The sequence below is a fragment of the Paenibacillus melissococcoides genome (assembly GCA_944800085.1).
Taxonomy (GTDB): domain Bacteria; phylum Bacillota; class Bacilli; order Paenibacillales; family Paenibacillaceae; genus Paenibacillus_B; species Paenibacillus_B melissococcoides.
Genome location: CALYLO010000009.1, coordinates 292,022 through 310,467 on the forward strand (window position 1 = coordinate 292,022; position 18,446 = coordinate 310,467).

Genomic DNA, 18,446 nt, shown 5'->3' on the forward strand with positions numbered 1-18,446 from the left:
ATATAGTCTCCGAAAGGCTCTTTCTGATTACGCGTTGGCACGGATAAGCGCTTCAATCTCCTCAACCGATGGCATCGCTTCGGAGGAACTGTGCCTGCTGACGACAATCGCTGCCGAAGCGCTGCCGTATTGGAGAGCGGTTTCAATATCTTTGCCGGACAGCAGGGCGTAGAGGAAGGCCGCGGCATAGGAATCCCCTGCGCCGAATGTTTTCAGCACCTTGCTCTTATAGGCTCGTCCGCGGTACACCTCGCCGGATTTCGTATACGCATAGGAGCCTTCCACGCCGTGCTTGATGACGATCAGCTTCGGCTTGTGCCGGAACAGATATTGAACCGTCGCTTCATTCTCGCCCTTGCGGTTCTCCATTACGTCGAACTCGTCCCGCGTTCCGATGACGATATCCGCTTGCTCCGCGACCAGCGTATAGTACACGGATGTCTCGTGGACCGATGTCCACGTATAAGGGCGGTAATCCAATTCGAAGATAATCTCGATCTGATGCTTCTTGGCATAATGAATCGCTTGCAGGACCGCTTCCCGGGACGGGCTTTGCGCAAGCGCCGTGCCGGACACCAGCAGCGTCTTCGCTTGCTGAATATAAGCTTCGCTCACTTCTTCGGGCTTCAAATACAAATCGGCCACGTTGTCGCGGTACATCAGAATGCTGCATTCTTCCGGGCTTTTAATCTCGGTGAATGCCAGTCCGGCTTTGCGGCCTTCCGTATCGACCACCATATGGGAAGTATCGACGCCCGCCCCGGACATGTAATTTCGAATGAACCGCCCGTGCTGGTCGTCGGGAATTTTGCCGATGAAGCCGGCTTTCAAACCCAGCTTGGCGCTTCCGATCGCGATGTTCGCGGGGGAGCCGCCGACATATTTGGAGAATGTCATCGTCTCTTCCATCGGACGGTTATATTCCACTGCATTCAAATCAAGACAGGCGCGACCAATGGCGATAATATCGTACTTCTTGGTGTTATCCATGGCATGAGGCATAGCAAGGACTCCTTTTTTTGATCTTAAAATGCAGAACCGGCATTATTCAAATGCAGGTTTTGGATACCGTGCCGTCACGACTTTCTTTCTCGTATAGAAATCGACGCTGTCTTTGCCGTTCGCGTGCAAGGTGCCGTAGAACGACGATTTCCAGCCCGAGAACGGGAAGAAGGCCATCGGCGCAGGAACGCCCAGATTGATCCCGAGCATTCCGGCATCGATATTCTCGCGGAAATACCGGATGGCGGACGCATTGGTCGTGAACAGGCACGCCCCGTTGGCGAACTCCGATTGATTGGCGATCTCGATCGCTTCCTTTAGATTTTTGACGCGAATGATCGACAGCACCGGAGCAAAAATCTCTTCCTTCCAAATCGTCATCTCGGTCGTGACATGGTCGAAAATGGTCGGCCCGACAAAATAACCGTCCTCCGAAACCGATTCGCGGCCGTCGCACAGAAGATTAGCGCCTTCCTCGATTCCTTTCTCGATATATTGATGGGTCCGCTTCAGATTTTCCTCGCGGATAACGGGACCGAGGAACACGCCGTCTTCGAGGCCGTTGCCGATCTTGATGCCCGCCGCACGTTCGCGCAGCAGCTCGATGAACTCGTCGGCGATATCTTCCTCTACCGTAACGACGGCGCAAGCCATGCATCGTTCGCCGGCCGATCCGAAGGCAGCGGAGATGACATTCGTCACCGTCTCTTCCAGATTCGCATCCTTCAGCACAATGGTATGGTTTTTCGCTCCGGTCAACGCTTGTACGCGCTTCAGGTTCTCGCTTCCTTTTTTATACACATATTCGCCTACCGGCTTGGAGCCGACGAAGGATACGGCTTTGACAGCAGGATGCTCCAGGATGCCGTTCACCACGTCATGCGCGCCATAGACAACGTTGAATACGCCTTTTGGCAGCCCGGCTTCCGTGAACAGCTCGACCAATTTCTCCGTCAGGAGCGGCGTTCGCTCGGAAGGCTTGAGGATGAACGTATTGCCAAGCGCGATCGCCATCGGGAACATCCAGCACGGGACCATCATCGGGAAGTTGAACGGGGCGATGCCGCCAATGACGCCGATCGGATACCGGTAGTTCACCGCTTCTACATCCGTCGCGATGGAGGAGAGAGAATCTCCCATCATCAGCGTGGGCGCTCCGGCGGCGAACTCGACATTTTCAATACCGCGCTGCACCTCGCCGCGCGCTTCCGTAAGGTTTTTGCCGTTTTCGATCGTAATCAGGCGCGCCAGCTCTTCCCGATGTTCAATGAGCAACTGTTGGTAGCGGAAAAGAATTCGGGCCCGGCGGGGAACGGCTACATTTTTCCATTCCTCGAATGCCTTCGCCGCAGCGGCTGCCGCCGCATCCAATTCGGCTCTCGTCGACAGCGGAACCTGCGCTATCACTTCCTTGGTGGCCGGATTAATTACGCTTTCATACTGGGACGTGCTGCTCTCTACCCATTCGCCGTTGATGTAGTTCTTGAATCTTCTGATCTCGTTCATGGTGCTCCTCCTCCGTATTGCAGATCAAAGATTTCCAAGAAACCGACAGCTCCATCAAAAAAGAAGGCGCTTTCGAATTAGGTGCAAAACAAAATGATCTCAAATGCCTTTGTATTGTGGCTTGTAAATGTTGTTATGATTTTGATGAACTCGTATCATTTCTTGGTCATCTTTCGAGTACATATTAGTCCTGATATGAGTAGTTGTCAATCACTTTCTTGGTTATTTTATGGTTAAATTGAACCGCAAAATCAATCTTAATGTGAGTATTCACTATCTGATTTGGTAACTGTTGATTAACTTTTGGTTATGTGTTATATTTTTCGTAAATGAATAAGGGGGAGGAGCCGATGCGGGAGAAACGGCTGCAGGATATCGAAGACTATATCCATTCGGTGGGAACAGCCTCGTTGGACGAGCTGTGCGAGCACTTCAATATTTCGAAAAACACGATTCGCCGCGATATTAACAATATTTTGGATAAGGGGACAATCCAGAAGGTGTATGGCGGCGTCACTTCGATGTCCAGCCATCTGATTCCGTTTGAGAACCGGGATATTACGAATTCATCGGCGAAGACGGCCATTGCAAAATGCGCGGCTCAATTTGTGGAAGGAAATGAATTGATATATATCGACTCCGGCACGACGACGCGCAGTATCGTGGAGCATTTGCCGCGGGTGCCGAAGTTGACCATTTTGACGAACAGTCTTGATATTATCAATGCTGCAGCGAATCTGGAGCCTATCACGCTCTTGACGGTCGGCAATTGCTATAAGCGGGATACGAAATCGTTCGTCGGCAACGACAGTCTGCATATTCTCGACAAATACAATATCAACAAAGCGTTTATGGCGGCTACGGGTGTTTCGATTGAGAGCGGATTGACGAACTCGGATATTTTGGAATACGAGATTAAGAAGAAGATTGTGGATAAGGCACAGCAGGTCTACTTGCTGGCCGATGCCTCCAAATTCGGGCGCTCGACGCTGTTGACCTATGCCCCGTTCAACAAAGTCGACACGCTGATCACTTCGGAGCCGCTGCAGAAGGACTATCAAGAGTATTGCGACGAACATGGAATTGCCGTCATTGCGGCGGATCAGGAATCAGGTGCAAGGGGGATATGACTTATGCCATTGCTGCGTTTGGATGTTATCGAGGGCCGGAACGAACAAGAATTGAGACAACTGCTGGATGCTGCCCATGAAGCGATGGTGGAGGCATTTGATGTGCCGCACAGCGATCGCTATCAGATTGTGCATCAGCATCCTGCCCATGAGATGATTATCGAGGATACGGGCCTGGGCTTCGAGCGCACCAAGAATCTGGTCATTATCAGCATCGTCAGCAAAGCGAGAACGAACGATCAGAAGGAGCGATTGTACTCGCTGCTACCGGAACGGCTGGAGTCAGCCTGTGGAATATCGCCGGATGACGTGATGATCTCCATTACGGAAAACGGACCGGCGGATTGGAGCTTTGGCCGCGGAGAAGCGCAATTTTTAACGGGCAAGCTATAATTTAAAATGAAAATAAGCAAAAAACTCCGGCGACGGAGTTTTTCTGTTTTTCCATATATCACGGTTATTTGGATACAATCCCCTTCATTCTTTACTTCGGAAAAGAGAAATGCAGCACATACCAAATAATAAAAATGAGAGACACGCCCCATACCATGAACATGGTCAACAAATGAAAGACCTGTTTATCGCATTCGAGAATTGAAGCCTCGTCGTCGCATTCCGACTTCGCTTTCAGCTTGAAGAGCGATCTGAATATCGTAATGCCCATAAAGATATAGATCGTAATGAAAGCGACACTCAGTGCTGTATGCATTTTGCTCATCCCCTTGACACATAATTGCTATTATTTTTGCCCAAGAAGGATGCGTTCATTCGCTGGAGGCAGGAAATCTTGCTTCTGATTATCAAAGCGGAGGGGGAGGAAGACATCCCCGTCAAGGCATCCCGCCCGGAGATGTCTGTCCCTTGCCGTGCTACTCCTCGGCCAGCTCGCGGAACGATTTTACTTTGCCGTGGGAGTGCGGAGTTTGTTTGCGGATTTTGTCCGCATTTATACGCCGGTGCTTCGGAGAGGTCATCGGCTCAGCCTCCTTCAGGATAATGGAACATAAGGACAGTAACATACGTCATTCGATGGTTTGCTGCGCAACCTTAGCGGCCGGATCGGCATTCGCCGGACGGGCTCTCTCCATCGAATGTGTCATTAATATGGTTCAGGGCGCCCCGCCTTATCCCCGCCAAAGTCAGGAGGTACAGCAGGGGGAAGAACCGGTATAATAAGGTGTAGGAACAAGGATCCATCCTTGGCGGTTCGGGCTTGAAGCTGCCCGCGATTTCGCTTGGTCCATGGCATCATTTCGGAGGCATCGATTCCATTGAGAAACGGACGGGCCATGTTGCGGCGCGCGTTCGATCTGGGGATTACGCATTTTGATCTGGTGAACAACTATGGTCCGCCGGCCGGCTCCGCCGAGCTCATGTTCGGGCAGATGCGGAAGGAGGATTTCCGTCCGTACCGCGATCAGATCATCATCTCGACCAAAGCGGGCTATTACATGTGGGAAGGCCCGTACGGCGAATGGGGATCGAGAACATATCTCATCGCCAGTCTAGATCAAAGCCTGAAGCGGATGGGACTGGACTATGTCGATATTTTCTATTCGCACCGTCCGGATCCGGATACGCCGCTGGAAGAGACGATGATGGCCCTCGATCAAGTTGTCCGCCAGGGGAAGGCGCTGTGTGTGGGGATTTCCTCGTATGATGCGGAGCAGACCAGCGAAGCGATCCGGATTTTGAAGGAATTGGGGACCCCGCTCCTTATTCATCAGCCCTCTTACTCGATGCTGAACCGCTGGATCGAGGACGGACTTCAAGACGTGCTGGAGGAACAAGGCGTTGGCAGCATCGCGTTCTGTCCACTTCAGCAAGGTCTGTTAACGAATCGTTATCTTCACGGGATACCGGACGATTCCAGAGCCAAAAAAGCTTCCGGATTTTTAAAAGAGGGAGAAGTAGCAGAACAAGTCATTGCCAAGGTTCGCCGACTGCACGAAATCGCGGAACGGCGCGGCCAATCGTTGGCGCAGATGGCGCTTGCCTGGGTACTTCGCGGCGGGAAGGTCACATCCGCCCTGATTGGCGCAAGCCGGGTCAGTCAGATCGAAGAAAATGTGAAGGCGCTGGAGCAGTTGGCATTCACGGCGGAAGAATTGGATGATATCGAACAAGTATTGCAATCATAGGGCAAGCCGGGAGGTTAGAACCACATGTCTCCCTGGTTTGGCGATTTCTTTGACACCCCAAGAAACGCTGTGCTATTGTTTTTTTAGACATTTATTGAACTGGCAATGATTTAGGTCATTGCAGCTACATATGAAAAGATGCAGGGGGGAGAAACTAATGGGGAGATCAAGTTGGAAATGGATGATCGCCGGGTGTCTGTTATTTGGAAGCATGGCGCCGTTCGCGATGGCGCAAGAGGCTGCGGCGGCAACCGAATCGGCGGTGGAACTCGTACCGCTGCGGCAGGCGGTGGAATCGATTGGGGCTCTCGTTGAGTGGAACCAACAGACGAAGACGATCACCGTAACTTTCGGCGATCGGGTGTGGACGATTGATTCCGCGAGCGGCCGTTCCGGGGTGAACGGAACAGCCGTTACGCTAGACCCCGGATCTTTGCAAGGCAAGGAGAAGGGTCTGCATTACATAGCTTGGGGCGCCATGAAGGAAGCGCTGCAGATTCAAGGGAAGTGGGTGAACGGCAAGGTGCTGGCGGATGAGGCGGATTGGAAAACGCGCGCCGCCCAATTTACGGTCCAGTGGGCGGCCCTGGCGGAAGCGCCGGAAGAGGAAGCGCAGCTTGCCTCTCTCTTGACGCCGGAACTGAAGGAAGCGACGAAGGTGGCGCGCTTGTCTCGCTTGGCGCAGCAGATCATCCCTATGGTCGGCAAGCCGACGCAATTCGTTCAAGCAACCTCCGACAATGATGGCGTGCACCAGAACGTGCAGGTGCTGTTCAAGACGGACAAGGAACTGATGCTGTCCCTTACGCTTCGTTACAAGGAGAACGGTTTGGTGAACGATGTATTCTACTCGTATCTCCCATCCGTGAACTATCAGCCGCCGGCCTATGACGACGCCTCCCTCTACAAGGAAGAGACGATTTTTATCGGCGACGGGCAATTCAAGCTGCCGGGCACATTGACCCTGCCAGCAGCAGCGAATGCGGCAGGCACATATCCGGTGCTCGTGCTGGTTCATGGCTCGAAGGCCAACGACCGGGACAAATCAATCGGGGCCGCCAAGACGTTCCGTGATATGGCGATCGGACTGGCGAAGGAAGGGATTGCCACGATCCGCTATGAGAAGCGGACGCTTGAATATCCGGTTCAATCGGCGGCGATTCCGCGCTTCACCGTGAAGGAGGAGACAGTCGATGACGCGCTGCTGGCGGTGAAATGGGCTGGTCAAGACAAGCGGCTGAACAAGGACCGCATCTATGTGTTGGGCCACAGCCAGGGAGGGATGCTTATCCCGAATATCGTCAAGGCTGACACCGGGAATTCGATCCGCGGGGCTGTCATCGCGGCCGGACCTTCCGGGCCAATCGAAGATTTGATGATCGAGCAGATGGAACGCCAGCTTCAATATGCCAAAGACAACGGGCAACCGGCGGAAGTCATCGCGGCGGCCGAAGGACAATTGAAGATGTGGCAGCAGATGGTTGCCATCATCAAGGATGAGCAATATACGCTCGACAATCTTCCGGCGAATTTCCCGCTGCCGAACGCTTCGTGGTGGATAGATTTCCGCAACCACCACGGTGGAGAGATCGCCAAGGATCAGAAGGTGCCGCTCTTCATCATCCAGGGGGATAATGACGCTCAGGTCGGCAAAGAGCACCTGGACGGCTGGAAGAAGGCGCTCCAAAGCCGAACCAACGTCCAATACAAGCTGTATCCGAAGCTCAACCACGTATTCGTGGAGAGCGACAAACCGTCCACAGGCCAAGAGTACGTCATTCCAGGCAATGTGCCGGAACAAGTCATGCAGGATATCGCAGCCTGGATTCGCAATAACTAAATTGACGTATGAAGGACCGTCCGCAGCATAAAGCTGCCGGCGGTTCTTTTTTTTGGTAAACGTTACATGTGCGCTGATCTCTTATCCCCCCCTATCCTCTTCCCGTCGCTATCCCAAGCAGTCAGGTGAACGTAGGAGATGTGTCTTGCCTCGCTATCCCAAGCAGTAAGGTGAGCGTAGCAGGTGTCTCTTACCTCTTATCGTCGCTATCCCAATTAGCCAGGTAAATGTTCATGTGACTGGCCTATTAGTGCCACTATCTCAACTAGTCAGATGAAAGCAGCGGGGTAGGGTCATAGCTGACCGAATGGGATAGCGATCAAAAGGAACAGAGTAGCGCATACCTGCCGGATTGGGATAGCGATCAAAAGGAACCGGAGTAGAGCATATCTGACGGAATGGGATAACGATCAAAAGGAGCATAGTCAAGACTTCCGAAAACGAATATCCGCAATTAGACCGAGGTCTATTCGCGTCAAGTGAATAAGATGACATTTGTCATACGGACATCATGACAGTCCATACTAACCGGCCCAGCTCGCGATCTTTAAGAAAAGGGATAGAAGCAAGAAGTAAGGGGGACACAAGGTGGATGCAGTGATTCAGATGCGCAATGTCACGAAAAGGTTCAAGAATAAAACGGCGGTGAACGGGGTGTCGCTGGACATTATGCGAGGTTCCGTTGTTGCCATCCTGGGGCCGAACGGCGCAGGGAAGACGACGACGATTTCGATGCTTCTTGGCTTGATGGAGCCGACCGAAGGAACGGTCAAGCTGTTCGGCAAGGACCCGAATCATCTGCAAGTAAGGCAGCGGATTGGCGCTATGCTGCAGGACGTCAGTATCATCGACCGGCTGAAGGTGCATGAGGTCATCGAGATGTTCCGCAGCTATTTTCCGAAGCCGCTGGCGACGGAGCGGCTGATCGAGCTGACCGGCTTGAGCAAGCCGGAGCTCGAAATGTATGCGGAGAAGCTGTCCGGCGGGCAGAAGCGCAGAGTGGGCTTCGCGCTGGCGCTGGCCGGTAACCCGGACCTGGTCTTCTTCGACGAGCCGACGGTAGGTATGGACGTGGCAGCGCGGCGCCGCTTCTGGGAACAGGTTCGTGTGCTGGTATTCGAAGGCAAGACGGTGCTGTTCACGACGCATTATTTGCAGGAAGCGGATGATGCGGCCGACCGGATTATTTTATTCCATCAGGGGGAGATTGTGGAGGACGGCAAGCCCGAAGAGATTAAAGCGCGGCTCCTGAAAAAATCCGTCTCTTTCCGGCTCGAAGGAGATACGGCGGCAGCTCCCACGACCAATATTAAAGTGTATGGAGGAAAGAAGGTCAGAGGTACCCTGATCATCTGTTATCGTATCCCAAGACAAAGCATATGAGCTTTTATGGAGCAATCATATACTCCCATTAACAGGCTACTTTGTTCATGGGCAGATAGAGAAGGTTTGGAAGAGTGAACTACAGTTAGCTGAAGTAAATAACACATCATTTAAGGTTGTTGTATTTGAAAAGGATTATTGCCAAGCATTGCGGATGCTAGCTGGAGCCAGATTGTTCAATTCACTCTACGTACAAGGCTGATGTCTGCCTGCAAGTCATATGAAGGGGATATGTTCCCAGATGGCTTTGACGAGAAGAGTATATATGCTGTGAATACGTAGATGATGATTTTCGTAAGCATTTTAGGATGGTAGCTGTACGCCCTCCGCTTGAATAAGCTGAGGCAAAGATTTGATCATCCAGAAGGTTAACCGCTTAATTGGCGGTACGAACGAGGTGATGTGCAGGGATATCTTCTTCCAAATCCATTGGTTCCAAAAGCCATTGAAAAATGACGAGGGGCAGCCCTTCTCTAAAAATGTAAAACAAAAAGAAACTGTTCTTCAGTAAAATGGAAGTGCGACAGTGACCGTCGCCACGGAACCGGTTTAGAGTTGCCGCCGGCTCATCCGACTGCCGTTGCTGGCATGCTCCGAACGCGGTGCGGTCCGCCGCGTTCGGAGCATCTGCTCTGGCCATAGTCGGTGGTCCTAAGAGAAAATAAAGTACTAGACTCAGTAGAGGTGATGTCCTTCGGGTTTAAGGGTACACCTGATTTGGACGTACTTGATCCCAAACTTCGAAACCATCCTCATCTCTGTGATATTCATGATGATTCGTAGCTTCCAGCACGTCCGTGTAGTACCACTTGTCCGGCGTGTTGTCCGGCCACTGCTTCGCATCCTTGTGAATGCCGTCTGTCTTCACCTTCCGGTTTAAAACGTTGTTGATGAAGGACATGGCTTCCACACGGGAAATGTACTGGTTCGGCTTGAACGTTCCGTCTGGATAGCCTTTAATCCAGCCTTTGTTAGCTGCTGATACGATATATTTTTCTGCCCAATGTCGGCTAATGTCGGTAAACATATCGTTCTTCTGCTCATCCAGCTTGTCGAAGCGTGATGCGATGGTGGCAAATTCCGCTCTCGTAATGGAACGTTCCGGCTTGAAGTTTCCGTCTGGATACCCCGTGATAATGCCAGCATTTTCCATCGTGGAGATATGTTTGTTCGACCAGCGCTTGCTGTCGACATCCCCATACGAATTGCTGCCTTTCATGTAGTTGCTGCGGGTCTCATCCTTCATCAGCCGGTAGAAGATAACAGCAACTTCCTCGCGGCTGATAAGGTTCTCCGGCTTAATCGTTCCATCCAGATAACCGTTAATGTAATTGTAGTGATTCTCCATTTCCAGCGGAATTAGTGGTGATTGCGGTCCCCGAAGCGGCGGATTGACTAGTTTGATCGGGTTGGGCGTTACTGTTGTGGTCGAGCCGCCCGAGTTTCCCGTTTCAGGATTTCCCGGCTCAGGATTGGTCGTATTTTTCGTGTAGTAGAAAATACACTCTTGCCCTTCGCCAGTCGTAAAGGTATAGGTGTAACTTGCCTTCACAGGTGTATACCCGGATACCGATATAGCCGAAAGAGCTACCTCTTCGCCAGCTTTTCCGCTCTTCGTCATTGATTCTGCCAGTTGCTTGCCTGTGCCTTGCTCCAAATACTTCACGGTGACACGTTGTTCTACATTAGATGTATCCTTGGTGTAGTGAATCTCCAGTACCTGATTCGGTTCACTCGTGAAGGTATAAGGATATATGGATTGCTCAGGGTGATATACCGCTCCGTTCACGGTAATTGATGTCGGTCTAACATTAAAATGCTCACCCGTTCTGCCCTGAACACTTGTCGACTCCTTCACCGGTTGCTCTGTTTCCTTATCCAGATGCTCAATGGTGAGTTGCTGTATATCATACGGGACACTCTTGATGTAATGGAACGTATATTCCTGATGCGGATTAGTGGTCACCCTATATTCGTGATTAAAATTCTGAGGTATGTACACTGCGTCCGACACAGTAATCTGATGGGAAGTCAGCGTGAGAATGTCACCCGCTTTCCCCTTATGGAAAGTTGGGGCTTGCAGTACTGCATTCGTCTTACGGTCCACGTAGTTCACTTTTACGGTATGTTCCGTTGAAGCATTTTTTGTGTAATAGAAGATATGCTCCTGGTTGCCTGCAGCCGTGAATTTGTAGTTCACTTTGCTCGGCTCCACTTTACTATATCCAGGCACTTCATCTGCAGACAGTTCAACCGTTTCTCCCGCTCTGCCTATCACTACTTTCGACGGCTGCACCTCTTCCGTCGTTCCTGCTTCATAATACTTCACGGTTACATTTCGCTCAGTGTCGACCAGATTAAATTTGTGCAAATAGGTTCCTGAAGATATTGAATAAAATGTATAGTTCTCAGGTTTTTCATAAGTACCGTGTGCATTATCAAAGAAAGCATTATAGTATATATTTTCTATCCCCAGATATTCCGTTGCTCGAATCCCGCTCACAGTGATCCCCTTCTCGTTAATCTTAAGACGATTTTGTGGTATCGGCACGTAATTAAGGGCTAGATAAGTTGTACTAGGGGATGTTGATTGGGTAAACGGAGGCTGATATCCGTCAAAGTTCGTCAATCTGTTTGGCATAATATCAAATGGAATAAACAGAGACTCGTCAGCCGCATTATATCCTAGAAAAGTACGGTCCAGATCGGTGACAGGCTCTAAGCGGCCAATGTTTTGACCAAAAGCAGCCAATTGGTTCAGCTCGGGAAACTGAACAATAGACTGAAAATCAGAAATCCCGCAAAATTGAACATTTAATGCCTTTAAGTTTTGAAGCGAAGACAAAGGTGTGATGTCCGTAATATTTATATTTTCGTCCAAATTAATAAATTTTAGATTAGGCAGTTGATTAAATTTGTAAAGAGCGTTATTATCCAACGACGTATTAGTAAAAGATAAACTCTCCAAGGATGTTAAATTACTAAGATCTGGAATTACTTCAATATTTATACGATCAATAGCTAAATTTAGCAAATTTTTAGCTTGTTCTATTCCCGTCAAATCGTGAATTGGTTCCACTACTGCATTGTTGATTACAATCACGGATGTTACAGTTTCAATTTCTTCTCTAGTAATTACGCTATCGGGGTCTCTCGCCGGATCAATCGAACGATTTAGTACTTTTCTTAAATAGTCATCAGGAATATGGATAATGTCATCTTTGTCTTTACCTGTTGATTTTCCAGATGGTTGTACTTGGAGGTTCAGATTAGGCTTCACATACGCAGCAGCAGGATTAAGGAAATTAATACACAATAGGATAGCCACAATAAGCAATAGTATTCGTGTAGTTGATTTCATCCTAAACATCATCCTTCAACTTAAGTGTAGTCTCCAAAATCCCAATAAAGTGAATGAGCATTCGTGCCCCCTTTCTCGTAGTTTTTCAGAGCATTAGAGCTTTGATGTGAGCCCTAAAGCTGCTGTTCATTAATAACTCCATGCTCCCCAACTTTCTATCTTATGTTACAACACTATTAAGTTACTCATTTAGGAATACTCGATAAATGATAAAAGTCACTTTTTTACCATTGGTCAACATGGCAGCTTGCCTGGGATGTACAACTCACCATCAAGGATGAGTCCCGGGAAGATCGAAAGATGTTCGGACAAGTGAGGAACCCTATCCGTCTTCTCCATAGGTATTCCGACCACATCACTAATTTGTCGCGAAAAAAATCTCCCCAAGATTGACAGGTAGTGAGAACCGTCCCACTTCTCCTCAGCAATATAGTTAAAATCGTTAAGGAAGGCTTCCAGTTTTGCTCCATCCTTCACAGCAGTGCCTCCCATAGGTAATACATGGTTGGTCCAACGGGTAATCTCTCATCAAAATAACCTCCTTGAGTTAAGTTCTTTTCTTAGGGCAAACGTTTAGCACTTTTCGGGATTTATTCCCGTTAAGTTCAAGCCACGAAGCACACTTGCTTTCCAGGTACCATCTGCAGTCGCGGCATATATGCTGAACAACATTCTGACACCTCATTGGAACAATATCCTGATAGCGAGGACTTTCTCCTCGCCGCGAACCCGCATCTTACGGCACTTATCGAAGTAGTCAGCCATTGCAAGCAACATTAATTTTATGGTGCATGTGGTACCTCAATCTTAAGGACGCTAAAAGCTACTAGGTTTAATACCAAGTCTGCGCCGTGTTCTTGCTCGATGAGATCAAATGCATCCTCTGTTGCGCCCACAATCTCTTTATCAGAAGTAAACTCCCTGGTTACTATCTCATCCCGTGTACCAGCAATCAGTACCGCAGCCACCCATGATACCCACCTTGTGGCAATCGCTCGTACTGACTCTGCCATACAGGGCTTCTTCAATCGGATTCACTCCCCATCTCTCTCCTCTTGAGCAATAAGCTCGATATCTCGAACTTCTGATAAATCAATGATGTGTGCAATACCGTCCATGTCTTCCAATGTGATGGCTTTGCCCTCGTTCTTGTGCTTTATAAAAAGCCTACGGTACTCTTGTTTGACCTCATTGACAGTTAGAGGGATTTCACGGACAACCTTCTCAGTCTCGGGTTCTCTTCACCCCAAGTCACGGTCTTCTTCTTGCCATTTCCCTTGAAGTAGAAATGAGCCGTGAGCTGTGCATTCATCAGGTAGTACCTCCTTAAAAAATAAATTAGCTCCCTAATTCCTCTATACGAGGCAGGGAGCCGCCAATTAAGAGCTAGAAAACCATTTCTTCTTTTGTTGTTTCTTCCCAAATGCCAGTGTAGATCAGTACGAATGAATACATCTTCATCCTTTTTGCCGCCACGGTTCTTCTTAAGAGACAGCTTGAAAATGTCGTCAATCTTACGGAGGGTGATTACTTTAAGGTCATACAACTGTCAAGCACAATCAACCCAGGCCGCTCGGATTCAATAATTGCCCGAATATCCATCGGAGTAAACGGTTTACCTTGGTTGGAATCCTGTGAAAGGATAACCAGACGCTGATCTTTCTTCGCGAGCTCCTGAGTGTATTCACGGTAGAGCTCGTGATCGGTCAGTCTCCCTTCGTTCAAGGCACGGTTACTAAAAATGTGCCCTAAAAGTATCCATACGGTACGCGACCTCAAGCTCAGGCATCTCCGTGCTCAGGTAGATTATCGGGTCATTAATATTTGCTTGAACAAAGGATAGCCATGCGACATAAGCGAAGAACTCCCCCACCCATGACTTACCTTCATTAGTCCGACCTGCAACCAGAACAAGGTCATCGTTCTTCCAGCCGCCTGTCAGCTCATCCAAGCCCTTAATACCCGTGGTTGCCCCTGATAGACCAGTTTGACCGTGTTTCTCCATGTACTTCTTGTAGCGATCATCTGCGTGTTTAGTCCATTCGTAATGCCCTAAGCTCCCAGTGAACTTCTTGAGCATTACATCGAGATCGTTCCGTATCTTCCACATGGCTTCAAGAGTCTTACCCTCATTTGTCATGTTCGCGTTCTCTACGAGAACAGGACGGTAATCCATGTGCGCCCGCTGTTCCCTTTGTACGTTTACGCAATAGTCAACAGGGTCTAAATCCTTCGGAACACGGAAGTCCTCAAACTCTACCGCCGCCGTTTCGATAGTCGGCATCAGACCGTTCATATCGTTACGAAAGTCTTCAAACCAAACAACTACATCCTGAAGGGCAATGATGTAGGTATACCATGATTCCGCATGAAGTATGGGTCTTTGCTGATAAACCAGTGGTTAATGTACGTCAGTTCTTCAAGCACGTTTGATGACCTCCTTAACGGATGCCTTCCTTCTGTCGAGCCCCTCGACCTGAATACCAACGCAGTCGGACATTAATCGGGATACGGGTTCGCTTACCTAGCACTTCCTCATGAGAAAGTGCTTTGGAATCAAAGTTTGACGTGAAGATTGTTGCCCGCCCTTCATTAAATCGCTCGTTGACGATTAGGTATGTCTGCTCAGCGTTGTGCCCGCGCCGCCATCATCTAATAGAAGAAACGGAACTTCTTTAATCGCCACAACACGCTTTTGAACTGATTCTTCATCCCTACGGTAACGTAGATCGTCCATCAGATCGGAGTAACTGACAAATAACGCGAGTGGTTCTCAAAGTCGAACTTTGCTGTCATGCACGTCTTGTAGATGTATTGATTAAGGAGCATAGCAGCATTGAACGTCTTTCCCGTTCCCGCTCCACTGTTCTAAAAGAAGAAGTTGGTGCCGTTTTCCTCCTCTTCCTCAATGATGTTTCCAACATAGTCTGTTAGTCCTTCGTAGATGTAGCGATTGTCATCATCCACTTCATAATTGTAGACATTAGCCTTTAAATACTTTGTCGGGATCTCCGACAGCTTCAAGGCTTTATCCAACCTGAACTTTGGATTACACGAATCAAGGTACTCAGGGGTTTCCTGAGTACCTTTTGCAGAAAGGTCTCGCTAAGCACTCTCACATTCCTTGTAAGGGGCCTTCATGCCATCACTCGCGTGCGGGCCCGCTCGCTTAAGTCGCGTACGGAGGCTGCCGCCAGCTTCAGGCGCCGCTCTCTTTGCTCACCGGGTATCGGCTCGAAGCTCGGATGAATGACGACTACCTAAAGATGTCCCACGGGTTCCCGAACGGCAGATGAACCGACCAGATCTCGATGCCGGCCATCCCGGCGGTGCTGGTAACGTGTGAGCATGGCGGGAGTAAGTGCTTCCTCTGGAGGGATAGAGTTATCCAGATTCAGTTCAATACAAGCGATGCCTGCTTCTTTTAACTGCAGAAGCGATCCCGATTCCTTGTCGTACCAATACGTGCCCAGCTTCCATGGAGAGTGGGCTTCGGACATAGGCTGCTCGCCTCCAATACGATGGGGATGGTTGCATCGGAACTTTTCCCTCACTCTATCATTGCAATCGGAAGGTGTAAATAAGGCCGGACTCCCTCTCCAAAACGGTGAGGGTGTCGAATTTCCTCCGGCTTTTATATCGATTTTTTGTAGGATTCGAGAATCCGGCAGCGGGTAAAAAATAGAAGGACTTTATTTTTGCATTGGAAGCAGGAGAGAAATGGGACGGAAGGATGTGTTATAGTATACATGAATTTAACATCAAAGGGAGGGATTAGGAAGTGAAACTGATTAAGGATGACATCCAGGCCGATGTCGTAATCATTGGCGGAGGATTGGGGGGCGTCGCGTCTGCCTTGTCCGCCGCTAGAATGGGACTGCGTGTGGTGATGACGGAAGAGACGGATTGGATCGGCGGTCAATTGACGTCGCAGGGGGTTCCTCCCGATGAGCACAAGGTCATTGAAACGATGGGCTGCACCCGTACATACCGGGAGATCCGCGAGCGGGTGCGGGCTTATTACCGGGCGAACTATCCGCTTACCGAGCAAGCGGCGGACAATCCCCTGCTCAATCCCGGACGGGGATGGGTCAGCCGCCTCTGCCATGAGCCGAAGGTGGCCCTGCGCGTGCTGCATGACATGCTGGCGCCTTATACGAGCAGCGGCCGGATTACGATTCTCTACGAGACGATTCCGGTCGAGGCGGAGACGGAAGGCGATATCGTCCGTTCGGTCACGGTATCGCATGTGCGCACGCAGCAGTTGATCCGCTTGAGAGGTTCATACTTCCTCGACGCGACCGAATGCGGCGACCTGCTGCCGCTCGCCGGGGTGGAGCATGTGATCGGGGCCGAGTCCCGCGCGGAGACGGGCGAGCTGCATGCGTCAGAGGAGGCGAATCCGCTTGATAATCAGTCGTTCACGCATGTATTCGCTGTCGATTATTTTCCGGAAGGGAACTTTACGATCGAGAAGCCGGAGCAATATGATTTCTGGCGGCAGTATGTTCCGGAGCCGTCCATCTATCCTCTGTTAAGCATGTACACGATCAATGTCAATGATCCGACCAAGTACCGCAAATTCAACCTGTTCTCCGACGGCCAGGATCCAATGCCGCTGTGGACGTACCGGCGGGTTATCGACAAGGCCCTGTTCGAGCCGGGCTTCTACGATAGCGACATCACGCTGGTCAACTGGCCGCAGAACGATTACTACCTGGGCCCGATTATCGGCGTAAGCGAGACAGAGAAGCAGAAGCATCTGGAGAATGCGAAGCAGTTGAGCTTCTCGCTCCTCTACTGGCTGCAGACGGAGATACCGCGGCCGGACGGCGGCAAGGGCTACCCGGGCTTTCGCTTGCGCACAGACGTGCTGGGCACGGAGGATGGCATGGCCAAGGCGCCGTACATTCGCGAATCGCGCCGGATCAAAGCGCGCTATACCATTACCGAAGCCGATGTCGGCAAAGAGATGCGGGGAGAGGCAGGAATTCGCCGCTATCCCGACAGCATCGGCGTAGGCAGCTATCATCTGGATCTTCATACGACAACGGTCTCGCACCGCAAGTTCTACCTGCCTAGCTATCCATATGAGATTCCGCTGGGCGCCCTGCTGCCTGTCCGGATGACCAATCTATTGCCGGTATGTAAAAATATCGGTACGACCCAAGTATCCAACGGCAGCTACCGGCTTCATCCGACGGAATGGAATATTGGCGAATCGGCAGGCTATCTGGTCGCCTATTCGCTGCAGCATCAGGTTACGCCGCATCAAGTGCATGAGGAGCCGTCCCATCTCGAATGCTTCCAGTCCCTCATTCAGGAGAAGGGCGTCCAGATCCATTGGCCGGATGGCTTCGAGATGTAGTTCCCGCCGGAACGGAAGAGGGGGGCGTCGGCCTCCCTTTTTCATGTCCCCGCCACTACCCGAATTGCGCCGCGGATGCGCCTCGCCAAGACCGGCCCGGCGAACGGCACAGGAGAGGCAGCCGGATCAATAGGTCTTCATGCCGGTGCCAAGGACGACGACGCGCTTCGTTCCGTGTTCCTCCAGCACTTTGACGCTGATCTGAGCCCCTTCCTGGAATTTCGGAATGTGTAACATATGAACGGCTGTTTTGATTTCGATTGGAAAAGAATCTCCGTTCGGCATCGCCACGTCCAATGCGAGCAGAACAACAGGTTGATCATCGATTCGGGTTGTTGTCGGCGACAGGGACATAATTGTGGCGGAAGCGAGGATGCCTCGCGTCATCACTTCATGCTCTTGTTGTCTGGCGCGCTTTTTCTTGCGCACGATAGACGATACCACGCACAATACAATGATAATATCGATCACCAAAATTCCAATGATGATCCACAGCGTCGTATTCTCCATTCGGATTCTCCTTCGTCTCGGACAGGAAGCCGCCGGAGCCTGCATGGCAGGCAAGCAATTTGAGCGCAAGGCCCGGAGGAGCCTTGGACCGCATTGTTGCTGTTAGCGGTATCCCTATCTGCATCGTGTTGTGCCATCCCATTTGCATAGATTCAGGCACGGGGCGGGGCATGGGCCGCCGCTTCCGCTTCCGAACAATATACAG

The 18,446-nt window shown here is 50.5% G+C and carries 17 protein-coding genes and 1 pseudogene; 6 read left to right on the top strand and 12 right to left on the bottom strand.

Features of this window, described 5'->3' with window-relative positions; all coding sequences use genetic code 11:
* Positions 1-27: 27 nt before the first annotated feature.
* Complete coding sequence (gene iolC, locus OCY70_RS27645; RefSeq protein ID WP_213426405.1) at positions 28-1,002, bottom strand: 5-dehydro-2-deoxygluconokinase; 975 nt, start codon at positions 1,000-1,002, stop codon at positions 28-30.
* Between the two features lie 42 nt (positions 1,003-1,044).
* Positions 1,045-2,508 (bottom strand): methylmalonate-semialdehyde dehydrogenase, encoded by a 1,464-nt coding sequence (gene iolA, locus OCY70_RS27650; protein WP_213426406.1) that lies wholly within the window; start codon positions 2,506-2,508, stop codon positions 1,045-1,047.
* Positions 2,509-2,858: 350 nt separating this feature from the next.
* On the opposite strand from iolA, the gene OCY70_RS27655 reads away from it, so the two are divergent.
* Positions 2,859-3,638 (top strand): DeoR/GlpR family DNA-binding transcription regulator, encoded by a 780-nt coding sequence (locus OCY70_RS27655; protein WP_213426407.1) that lies wholly within the window; start codon positions 2,859-2,861, stop codon positions 3,636-3,638.
* Between the two features lie 3 nt (positions 3,639-3,641).
* Positions 3,642-4,031 carry a tautomerase family protein gene (locus OCY70_RS27660; RefSeq protein WP_213426408.1) on the top strand — a complete coding sequence of 130 codons (390 nt, stop codon included), beginning with the start codon at positions 3,642-3,644 and terminating at the stop codon, positions 4,029-4,031.
* Between the two features lie 91 nt (positions 4,032-4,122).
* Here the strand turns inward: OCY70_RS27660 and OCY70_RS27665 are convergent, their stop codons facing one another.
* Positions 4,123-4,347, bottom strand: a complete 225-nt coding sequence (locus tag OCY70_RS27665; RefSeq protein WP_213426409.1) for a hypothetical protein — start codon at positions 4,345-4,347, stop codon at positions 4,123-4,125.
* Between the two features lie 160 nt (positions 4,348-4,507).
* Positions 4,508-4,612, bottom strand: coding sequence for a DUF6254 family protein (locus tag OCY70_RS27670; protein ID WP_249724493.1), 105 nt, complete (start codon positions 4,610-4,612; stop codon positions 4,508-4,510).
* Between the two features lie 221 nt (positions 4,613-4,833).
* On the opposite strand from OCY70_RS27670, the pseudogene OCY70_RS27675 reads away from it, so the two are divergent.
* From OCY70_RS27675 to OCY70_RS27685, 3 genes and pseudogenes are all read left to right on the top strand, one after another.
* Positions 4,834-5,779 (top strand): annotated as a pseudogene (locus OCY70_RS27675) (aldo/keto reductase).
* 157 nt (positions 5,780-5,936) lie between these two features.
* Complete coding sequence (locus OCY70_RS27680) at positions 5,937-7,619, top strand: alpha/beta hydrolase family protein (RefSeq protein WP_213426410.1); 1,683 nt, start codon at positions 5,937-5,939, stop codon at positions 7,617-7,619.
* Between the two features lie 588 nt (positions 7,620-8,207).
* The gene (locus OCY70_RS27685) at positions 8,208-9,002 is read left to right on the top strand and encodes an ABC transporter ATP-binding protein (RefSeq protein ID WP_249724496.1); all 795 of its coding nucleotides are present in this window, start codon (positions 8,208-8,210) and stop codon (positions 9,000-9,002) included.
* Between the two features lie 376 nt (positions 9,003-9,378).
* On the opposite strand, the gene OCY70_RS27690 is transcribed toward OCY70_RS27685, so the two are convergent.
* From OCY70_RS27690 to OCY70_RS27720, 7 genes are all read right to left on the bottom strand, one after another.
* On the bottom strand, positions 9,379-9,642 hold the full coding sequence (locus OCY70_RS27690; RefSeq protein ID WP_213426411.1) for a hypothetical protein: 264 nt from the start codon (positions 9,640-9,642) through the stop codon (positions 9,379-9,381).
* A gap of 60 nt (positions 9,643-9,702) precedes the next feature.
* Entirely contained in the window at positions 9,703-12,363 is a 2,661-nt protein-coding gene (locus OCY70_RS27695; protein WP_261945237.1) for an S-layer homology domain-containing protein, read from the bottom strand.
* Positions 12,364-12,597: 234 nt separating this feature from the next.
* Positions 12,598-12,840: a hypothetical protein gene (locus tag OCY70_RS27700; protein WP_213426414.1), complete on the bottom strand. Its 243-nt coding sequence runs from the start codon at positions 12,838-12,840 to the stop codon at positions 12,598-12,600.
* 305 nt (positions 12,841-13,145) lie between these two features.
* On the bottom strand, positions 13,146-13,331 hold the full coding sequence (locus tag OCY70_RS27705; protein WP_213426415.1) for a hypothetical protein: 186 nt from the start codon (positions 13,329-13,331) through the stop codon (positions 13,146-13,148).
* Between the two features lie 767 nt (positions 13,332-14,098).
* A complete protein-coding gene (locus tag OCY70_RS27710) occupies positions 14,099-14,659 on the bottom strand; it encodes a DnaB-like helicase C-terminal domain-containing protein (RefSeq protein WP_213426416.1) in 561 nt (186 codons plus the stop codon).
* A 572-nt stretch (positions 14,660-15,231) separates the two neighbouring features.
* Entirely contained in the window at positions 15,232-15,387 is a 156-nt protein-coding gene (locus OCY70_RS27715) for a hypothetical protein (protein ID WP_213426417.1), read from the bottom strand.
* 236 nt (positions 15,388-15,623) lie between these two features.
* Positions 15,624-15,863: a hypothetical protein gene (locus OCY70_RS27720; RefSeq protein ID WP_213426418.1), complete on the bottom strand. Its 240-nt coding sequence runs from the start codon at positions 15,861-15,863 to the stop codon at positions 15,624-15,626.
* A 287-nt stretch (positions 15,864-16,150) separates the two neighbouring features.
* Here OCY70_RS27720 and OCY70_RS27725 point away from each other — a divergent pair, with 287 nt between their 5' ends.
* Positions 16,151-17,731: an FAD-dependent oxidoreductase gene (locus OCY70_RS27725; RefSeq protein WP_373871410.1), complete on the top strand. Its 1,581-nt coding sequence runs from the start codon at positions 16,151-16,153 to the stop codon at positions 17,729-17,731.
* Between the two features lie 126 nt (positions 17,732-17,857).
* Here OCY70_RS27725 and OCY70_RS27730 read toward each other — a convergent pair whose 3' ends face one another.
* On the bottom strand, positions 17,858-18,241 hold the full coding sequence (locus OCY70_RS27730) for a hypothetical protein (protein ID WP_213426420.1): 384 nt from the start codon (positions 18,239-18,241) through the stop codon (positions 17,858-17,860).
* Positions 18,242-18,446 lie beyond the last annotated feature (205 nt).